The sequence below is a fragment of the Streptomyces sp. SBT349 genome (genome assembly GCF_001083795.1).
Lineage (GTDB): Bacteria > Actinomycetota > Actinomycetes > Streptomycetales > Streptomycetaceae > Streptomyces.
Window position 1 is genome coordinate 36,709 of the sequence record NZ_LAVK01000019.1, and the last position, 7,181, is coordinate 43,889.

At 73.8% G+C, this 7,181-nt stretch carries 6 protein-coding genes; 3 read left to right on the forward strand and 3 right to left on the reverse strand.

Translation table 11 applies throughout. The features are described 5' to 3' along the window. Window positions 1-22: 22 nt before the first annotated feature. Window positions 23-1,354 carry an APC family permease gene (locus ADY01_RS04380; protein ID WP_049565656.1) on the reverse strand — a complete coding sequence of 444 codons (1,332 nt, stop codon included), beginning with the start codon at window positions 1,352-1,354 and terminating at the stop codon, window positions 23-25. A 493-nt stretch (window positions 1,355-1,847) separates the two neighbouring features. On the opposite strand from ADY01_RS04380, the gene ADY01_RS04385 reads away from it, so the two are divergent. Beyond that, complete coding sequence (locus tag ADY01_RS04385; protein WP_049565659.1) at window positions 1,848-2,795, forward strand: Gfo/Idh/MocA family protein; 948 nt, start codon at window positions 1,848-1,850, stop codon at window positions 2,793-2,795. On the opposite strand, the gene ADY01_RS04390 is transcribed toward ADY01_RS04385, so the two are convergent. After that, entirely contained in the window at window positions 2,779-3,684 is a 906-nt protein-coding gene (locus ADY01_RS04390; protein WP_049565663.1) for an undecaprenyl-diphosphate phosphatase, read from the reverse strand. The genes ADY01_RS04385 and ADY01_RS04390 overlap by 17 nt on opposite strands. A 368-nt stretch (window positions 3,685-4,052) precedes the next feature. On the opposite strand from ADY01_RS04390, the gene tuf reads away from it, so the two are divergent. Both tuf and ADY01_RS04400 read left to right on the forward strand, forming a co-directional pair. Further along, on the forward strand, window positions 4,053-5,228 hold the full coding sequence (gene tuf / locus ADY01_RS04395) for an elongation factor Tu (protein ID WP_049565666.1): 1,176 nt from the start codon (window positions 4,053-4,055) through the stop codon (window positions 5,226-5,228). A gap of 66 nt (window positions 5,229-5,294) precedes the next feature. Further along, entirely contained in the window at window positions 5,295-6,140 is an 846-nt protein-coding gene (locus ADY01_RS04400) for a spermidine synthase (protein WP_049565668.1), read from the forward strand. A gap of 78 nt (window positions 6,141-6,218) precedes the next feature. Here the strand turns inward: ADY01_RS04400 and ADY01_RS04405 are convergent. Further along, window positions 6,219-7,181, reverse strand: a 963-nt coding sequence (locus tag ADY01_RS04405) for a hypothetical protein (protein ID WP_234320055.1), incomplete at its 5' end; no start/stop codon positions are given.

Here is a 7,181-nt window from a genome sequence, read left to right on the forward strand (position 1 = left end):
GGTAACGCCGGGTCCCCTCGGGTCAGTCGCGTCGGCGGCGGAGGCGGGCCACCAGCCCGCATACGACCCCGACGGCCATCAGCAGCAGGCCGCGCAGCCAGACCCCGCCCTCGATCTGGGTGGCCAGCACCGCGCAGGACGCGACGCCGAGGACCGGCACCGCGCCGGGGACCCTGAAGTGGTGGACGGCGACCCGGTCCCGGCGCAGCACCAGCACGGCCGCGTTGACCGCCGCGAAGACGATGAGGAGCAGCAGGACCTGCGTCGCGGCCAGGGTGGAGAGGTCGCCGGTGAGGGCCAGCCCCGTCGACAGACCCGTGGTGACGGCGATCGCCGCCCAGGGCGTGCGGCGGACCGGAAGGACCCGCGCCAGGAACGAGGGCAGGAGTCCGTCGCGCGCCATGCCGAAGGCCAGGCGCGAGGACATGATGCCGGTGAGCAGCGCGCCATTGGCCACGGCGACCAGGGCGATCGCGCTGAACAGCCGCTCGGGGACGCCGCCCGCCGCCCTGACGACCTCCAGCAGCGGGCCGCTCGACTCCACGAGCCGCTCGGTCGGCACGGACACGGTGGCGGCGACGCCGACCAGCAGGTACACCAGCCCGGCCGCGCCCAGCGCCGCGAACAGCGCCCGCGGATAGGAGCGGCGCGGATCGCGGGTCTCCTCCGCCAGGTTCGCCGAGGCCTCGAAGCCGAGGAACGCGTAGTAGGCGAGCACCGCCCCGCTCAGCACGGCTGCCGCCGGGCCCTTCTCGCCGGTGCCCAGCTCCGTCAGCGCGGTGAACTCCCCGTCCCCGCGCAGCACCACCCACGCGCCGAGTCCCACGATCAGGCCCAGGCCGCCGACCTCGATCAGCGTGGCCACGGCGTTGGCGCCCATCGACTCGCGGATGCCCCGGGCGTTCAGCAGGGCCAGCGCGCCCAGGAAGAGCACGGTCACGGCGAGCACCGGCAGCTCCACGAACGCCGTCAGGTACTCGCCGCCGAACGCGCGGGTCAGCGCGGCGACCGACACCACCCCGGCCGCGAGCATGCAGAAGCCGACCACGAAGCCGGGGAACGGCCCGAAGGCGCGCTTCGTGTAGTGCGCGGCGCCCCCGGCGCGCGGGTACTTGGTCGCCAGCTCGGCGTAGGAGCCCGCCGTGAGCAGCGCGAGCACGAGCGCGACCAGCATGGGCACCCACACCGCACCCCCCGCCTCGCCCCCCACCTGCCCCACCAGGACGTAGACGCCCGCCCCCAGGACGTCGCCGAGGATGAAGAGGAACAGCAGCCGGGTGGTCAGCGCCTTCCGCAGCGGGCTCGCGCTCTCGCCCGCACCCGGGGCGCTGGTGGGTGTCTCGGCAGTGGTCACGGCACGCTTCTGCCCCGGCGGGCACGGAGTAGACGGCCCGCCACCAACCACTCGATGCACGCAGTGCGTTGGGGTTGTGCGGTGGCTGGGCACGGCGCGCGACGAGCGCTACAACTACCCCTGGGGGGCGTGCGCTCCCCCAGGCCCGCCCCGGCGGTCGCTGATTCACACCCACGACACCGCCGGGGCGGGCGGCCTGACGCCCTACCGGCGCGCCGAGGTGCGCCAGTACGGTCCCTGGTGTCGGAGGTCGGCGCGGCCGGGGAGGCGTTCATGAGTGGCAAGCACGGTGACGGCAAGGGCGGCGAGGAAGGCGACCAGCAGCAGTCGCGCAAGGAGAGCGACGGCCAGTGGGAGGGCCCGGTCACGCCCCCGGCGCCCCCCCCGTCGCCGACCGGCCCCGCCGCTACGGCTGACCGGGCGGCCCGAGCGCGCTCCGCGCCCCCGCGTATGCTGCCGGTCCACGCATCCGCGATCACGAAGGAGCAGCCACGTGAAGGTCGGCGTGATCGGGCTCGGGGACATCGCCCACAAGGCGTATCTGCCCGTGCTCACCACCCAGCCCGGTGTCGAGCCCCACCTGCACACCCGCACCCGCGCCACCCTGGACAGGACCGGGGACGCCCACCGGATCCCCGCCGACCGGCGCCACGACGACCTGGACTCCCTGATCGCGGCCCGCCCCGACGCGGCCTTCGTGCACGCCCCCACCCGGGACCACCCGGACATCGTGACCCGCCTGCTGACAGCGGGGATACCCACCTATGTCGACAAGCCGCTCGCCTACGGCCTCGACGAGGCCCGGCGGGTCGTCGAGCTCGCCGAGTCCCGCGGGGTGGGTCTCACCGTCGGCTTCAACCGCAGGTTCGCGCCCGCCTACGCGCACCTGGTCGAGCACCCGCGCGACCTGATCGTCATGCAGAAGCACCGCAAGGGCCTCCCGGAGGCCCCCCGGCGGATGGTGTTCGACGACTTCATCCACGTCGTGGACACGCTGCGGTTCCTCGTCCCCGGCGCCGTCGACCGCGTCACGGTCTCCGCCCGCGTCAGCGCCGGCCTGCTGCACCACGTGGTGCTCCAGCTCGCGGGCGACGGGTTCACCGCGGTCGGCGCGATGAACCACCGCTCCGGATCGGCCGAGGAGAGCGTGGAGGTCTCGGGGCAGGACGCCAAGCGCGAGGTCCGCAACCTCGCGGAGATCGTCGACCACCGCGGCCAGCCCAGCGTCCGCCGCCGCGGCGACTGGGTACCGGTGGCCCGTCAGCGCGGCATCGAGCAGGCGGCCGTGGCCTTCCTCGACGCCGTCCGCGCGGGGCGCACGCCGAGCGCGCTGGACGCGTTGAGCACCCATGAGCTGTGCGAACGGATCGTCATGGTCGCGATCGAGGACCACGGAGGGCAGCAGGGGACGGGCGGGGCGCCGGTCACTCCTCGGAGGTGATCTCGTCCCCGGTGCCGACGTCCTCGCCCGCGTGGGGCTCCACCGCGCCGAACCAGATCAGCACCAGCAGCGCCACGCCGACGACGATCCGGTACCAGACGAACGGCATGAACGTCCGGGTGGAGACCCACTTCATGAACCAGGCGATGACCGCGAAGCCGACGAGGAAGGAGACCACCGTCGCCAGGATCGTCGGACCCCACGAGACGTGCGAGCCCTCCTCGCCGATGGAGGTCAGCTCGTACCCGCCCGAGGCCAGCACCGCGGGGATGGCGAGCAGGAACGAGTACCGCGCCGCCGCCTCCCGCGTGTAGCCGAGGAACAGGCCGCCGGTGATCGTGGCACCCGACCGCGAGACGCCGGGGACCAGCGCCATCGCCTGGCAGAACCCGAAGATCAGGCCGTCTTTGACGGAGAGCTGCTCCAGCGTCTTGCGCGGCTTCACCGCCCGGTGTTTCCCGCCGGTCGCGTCCCGCAGCGCCAGCCGGTCGGCGACGCCGAGGATGATGCCCAGGACGATGAGGTTCACCGCGATCAGCCGCAGGTCGCGGAACGGCCCGTCGATGGCGTCCTGGAGCGTGAGCCCCAGCACCCCGATGGGGATCGAGCCCACGATGACCAGCCAGCCCATCCGCGCGTCCGGATGCGAGCGGGCCGCCTTGTCCCGCAGCGAGCGGAACCACGCGCCGACGATCCGGGCGATGTCCTTGCGGAAGTAGATGATGATGGCGGTCTCGGTGCCGATCTGGGTGACCGCGGTGAACGCGGGGCCCGGGTCCTCCCAGTCGAACGCCACGGCGGTGAGCCGCAGATGCGCGCTGGAGGAGATCGGCAGGAACTCCGTCAGACCCTGGACAAGACCGAGAATCAGCGATTCGAACCAAGACATGGACTCTGCGGCATCCCAGGGAGGAGTCGTCGTGAGAAGTGAGGGGGGTTGATCGGGATCACTCTAAGCCAGGCGAGCGAGTGCCTCGTACCGAGGGCACCCGAAAATCGTTCGACAGCTTCCGGTTCCCGGCGCCATCATCGTCCCTGTGAACCGGCAGCTCTTCCTCGCAGCGCCGTCCGCAGCAGCGGACGCGCCGAAGGCTGCCCCCTTCCTCAGCGGCGCAGCCGACGGCGCCCGACGCTGACCCTTCCCGGAACGCTCCGCGGACCCCGCAGGGGGAGGGTCGGCGACAGACCCGGGGTCCGTGTCCCGGCCACGTGCCGGGATGCTGTCGCAGCTTCGAGGAAGACGCGAAAGAGGCAGTCATGCCCAAGCAGGCATACGCGCGCACCAAGCCCCATCTCAACATCGGCACCATGGGTCACGTCGACCACGGCAAGACCACGCTGACCGCCGCCATCACCAAGGTCCTCGCCGACCGCGGCAGCGGCGCGTTCGTCCCGTTCGACCGCATCGACAAGGCTCCCGAGGAGGCGGCGCGCGGCATCACCATCACCATCTCGCACGTCGAGTACGAGACGGAGACCCGGCACTACGCCCACGTCGACATGCCCGGCCACGCCGACTACATCAAGAACATGGTGACCGGCGCGGCCCAGCTGGACGGCGCGATCCTCGTCGTCTCGGCCGTCGACGGCGTGATGCCGCAGACCGCCGAACACGTCCTGCTGGCCCGTCAGGTGGGCGTGGCCCACATCGTGGTGGCGCTCAACAAGGCGGACGCGGGCGACCCCGAGCTGACCGACCTGGTCGAGCTGGAGGTCCGCGAACTGCTCACCGCGCACGGCTACCCGGGCGAGATCCTGCCCGTGGTCCGGGTCTCGGGACTCGGCGCCCTCGCGGGCGAGCCGCGCTGGACGGCGGCCGTCGAGGCGCTGCTCGACGCCGTGGACGCCTATGTCCCGGTGCCCGAGCGCTACCTGGACGCGCCGTTCCTGCTCCCGGTGGAGAACGTGCTGACCATCACCGGTCGCGGCACGGTCGTCACGGGAGCCGTCGAGCGCGGCACGGTGCGGCTCGGCGACCGCGTCGAGGTGCTGGGCGCGGACACGGAGACCGTGGTCACCGGCCTGGAGACGTTCGGCAAGCCGATGGAGGAGGCGCAGGCGGGCGACAACGTGGCCCTGCTGCTGCGGGGCGTGGCGCGCGACGCGGTCCGGCGGGGCCATGTCGTGGCCAGGCCGGGCAGCGTGGTGCCGCGCCGCGTCTTCACCGCGGAGGTCTACCTCCTGGGCACGGCGGAGGGCGGCCGGCGCACCGCCGTGGCGACCGGCTACCGGCCGCAGTTCTACATCAGGACCGCGGACGTGGTCGGCGACATCGCGCTGGGCGAGGCCGGGATCGCGCTGCCGGGCGAGACCGTGACCATGACGGTCGAGCTCGGGCACGCGGTGCCGCTGGAGCCGGGGCTCGGCTTCGCCATCCGCGAGGGCGGGCGCACCGTCGGCGCCGGCACCGTCACCGCGGTCGCCGAGGACTGAGCCCCCCGCCGCCCGGCCCGCGCACCCCGCGCGGGCCGGGCCGGCGCCCGGGGACACAATGGAACGGTGAACGAGCGGCTTCCGGTGACCAGGACCACCGACCTGGGGGTGGCGCGGCTCCTGCCCGACCTGGACCGGGAGAGCGCCTGGCTGCTCACGGTCGACGACGCCCCCCAGTCCTATCTGGATCTGGCCGACCCCACGCACCTGGAGTTCGAGTACGCGCGCCGGCTCGCGCACGTGCTGGAGACGGCCGCGCCGCCCGGTGCCCCGCTGGACCTGCTGCACCTGGGCGGCGGCGCGCTCACCCTGCCGCGCTGGGCCGCGGCCGTGCGGCCCGGGTCCCGGCAGCGCGTCGTCGAGGCCGATGCCGCCCTGACCGCGCTCGTCGCGGAGCGGCTCCCGCTGGCCGCGGCCTCCGGCGTCGTCGTGGAGACGGGGGACGCCCTGGCCGCCGTGGCGGCGACCCGGCCGGACTCGGTGGACGTCGTGGTGGCGGACGTCTTCGGCGGCACCCGGATCCCCGCGCACGTGACGACCCTGGGGTACGTGGAGGCCGTCGCCCGCGTCCTGCGGCCGGGCGGCGTCTACGCGGCCAACCTCGCCGACGCCGCGCCCTTCGGCTTCCTCCGCTCGCAACTCGCCACGCTCGCCTCGGTCTTCGACCATCTGTGCCTGGTCGCCGAGCCCGCCGTGCTCCGGGGTCGCCGCTTCGGGAACGTGGTGGTGGCGGCCTCGGGCGCGCCGCTCGACACCGCCGAACTCGCCCGCCGCGCCGCGGCCGACCCGTTCCCGGCACGGCTGATGAGCGGCGAGGCGCTGACGCGTCTGGTGGGCGACGCCGCCGCCGTTCCCGACGCCGCGGCCGTCCCCTCGCCCCGCCCGCCCGCGGGCGCGTTCACCATCGGCTAGAACTTCCGCTGGAACTTCGGCTGGAACATCGGCTGGAACGGGGACGGTGAGGGGGCCACGGGCCGTGGCCCCCTCGGGTCACTCGGCGGAGCCGCCCTCGGGGTAGGGGCGCAGGCTGTTCATCATCTGCTGGATCGTTTCGTCGGTCAGCTCGCCCTCGAAGTTGATGTCCGCGACGAGCACCCAGGTCGCCATGTCGTTGTTGAGGTCGAGGTACGAGACGGTGACCACCTTGCCCTCGGGCGTGCCGCACTCGTTCTCCGGGTCGTGCGGGACACCGGTGACGGTCGCGGTCGCGGTGTGCCCGACGATGCCGTGCTCGCTCTCGAACGGCTCGGAGTCGGTGACCTCGATGGTGCCCTCGCGGTCCGGGTCGTAGGCGGCCCAGGCCCAGGCGCCCGCCTCGTTGTGCGCGGCCTCCTCGGTGGTGCTCGCGCCCTGGGCGCCCTTGGTCCCGGCCGTCGCCCGCCAGCTCACGCCGGTCTCGGAGTCGGGGCACCAGCCTTCCATGTACGTCGCGGCGCCCGCCATGGTCACCCACGGCTCGGGGAAGAGGGGCTCCTCCTCGCCCTCCGCGGGCTCCTCGGCCTCGGGGTCCTCGTAGCCGACGAAGGTGCCCTCGTCGCCCACGGTCCAGTCCTCGGGGGGAACGTCGAAGGCGTTGTGCCGGTTCTCGATCGTCTGGACCTGCCAGTCGTCGGCCACGACCGGGTCGGGGACCTGGAGGACGCCCTGGCGCGGGTCGTCGGGGCCGAGGTCGCCGCCCGAGGGCTCCTCGGTGGGCTCCTCGGAGGGGCTGGCCGAGGGGTCGCCCCCCGCGCTCGGCCCGCCCTTCTCGTCGTCACCGCTCAGCACGACGACGCCCACGATGACGGCCGCGGCCAGCACCGCGGTGGCGGAGACGATGGCGATCGCCATCTTCCTGCCCCTGCCGCCGCCGGGGGAGGGGGCGCCGCCCGGCACGGGGGCGCCGGGGCCCGGGACGCCGCCGCCGGCCGTCGCGGGTCCCACGGGACCCGGCTGCTGCCACTGCCCGGGAGG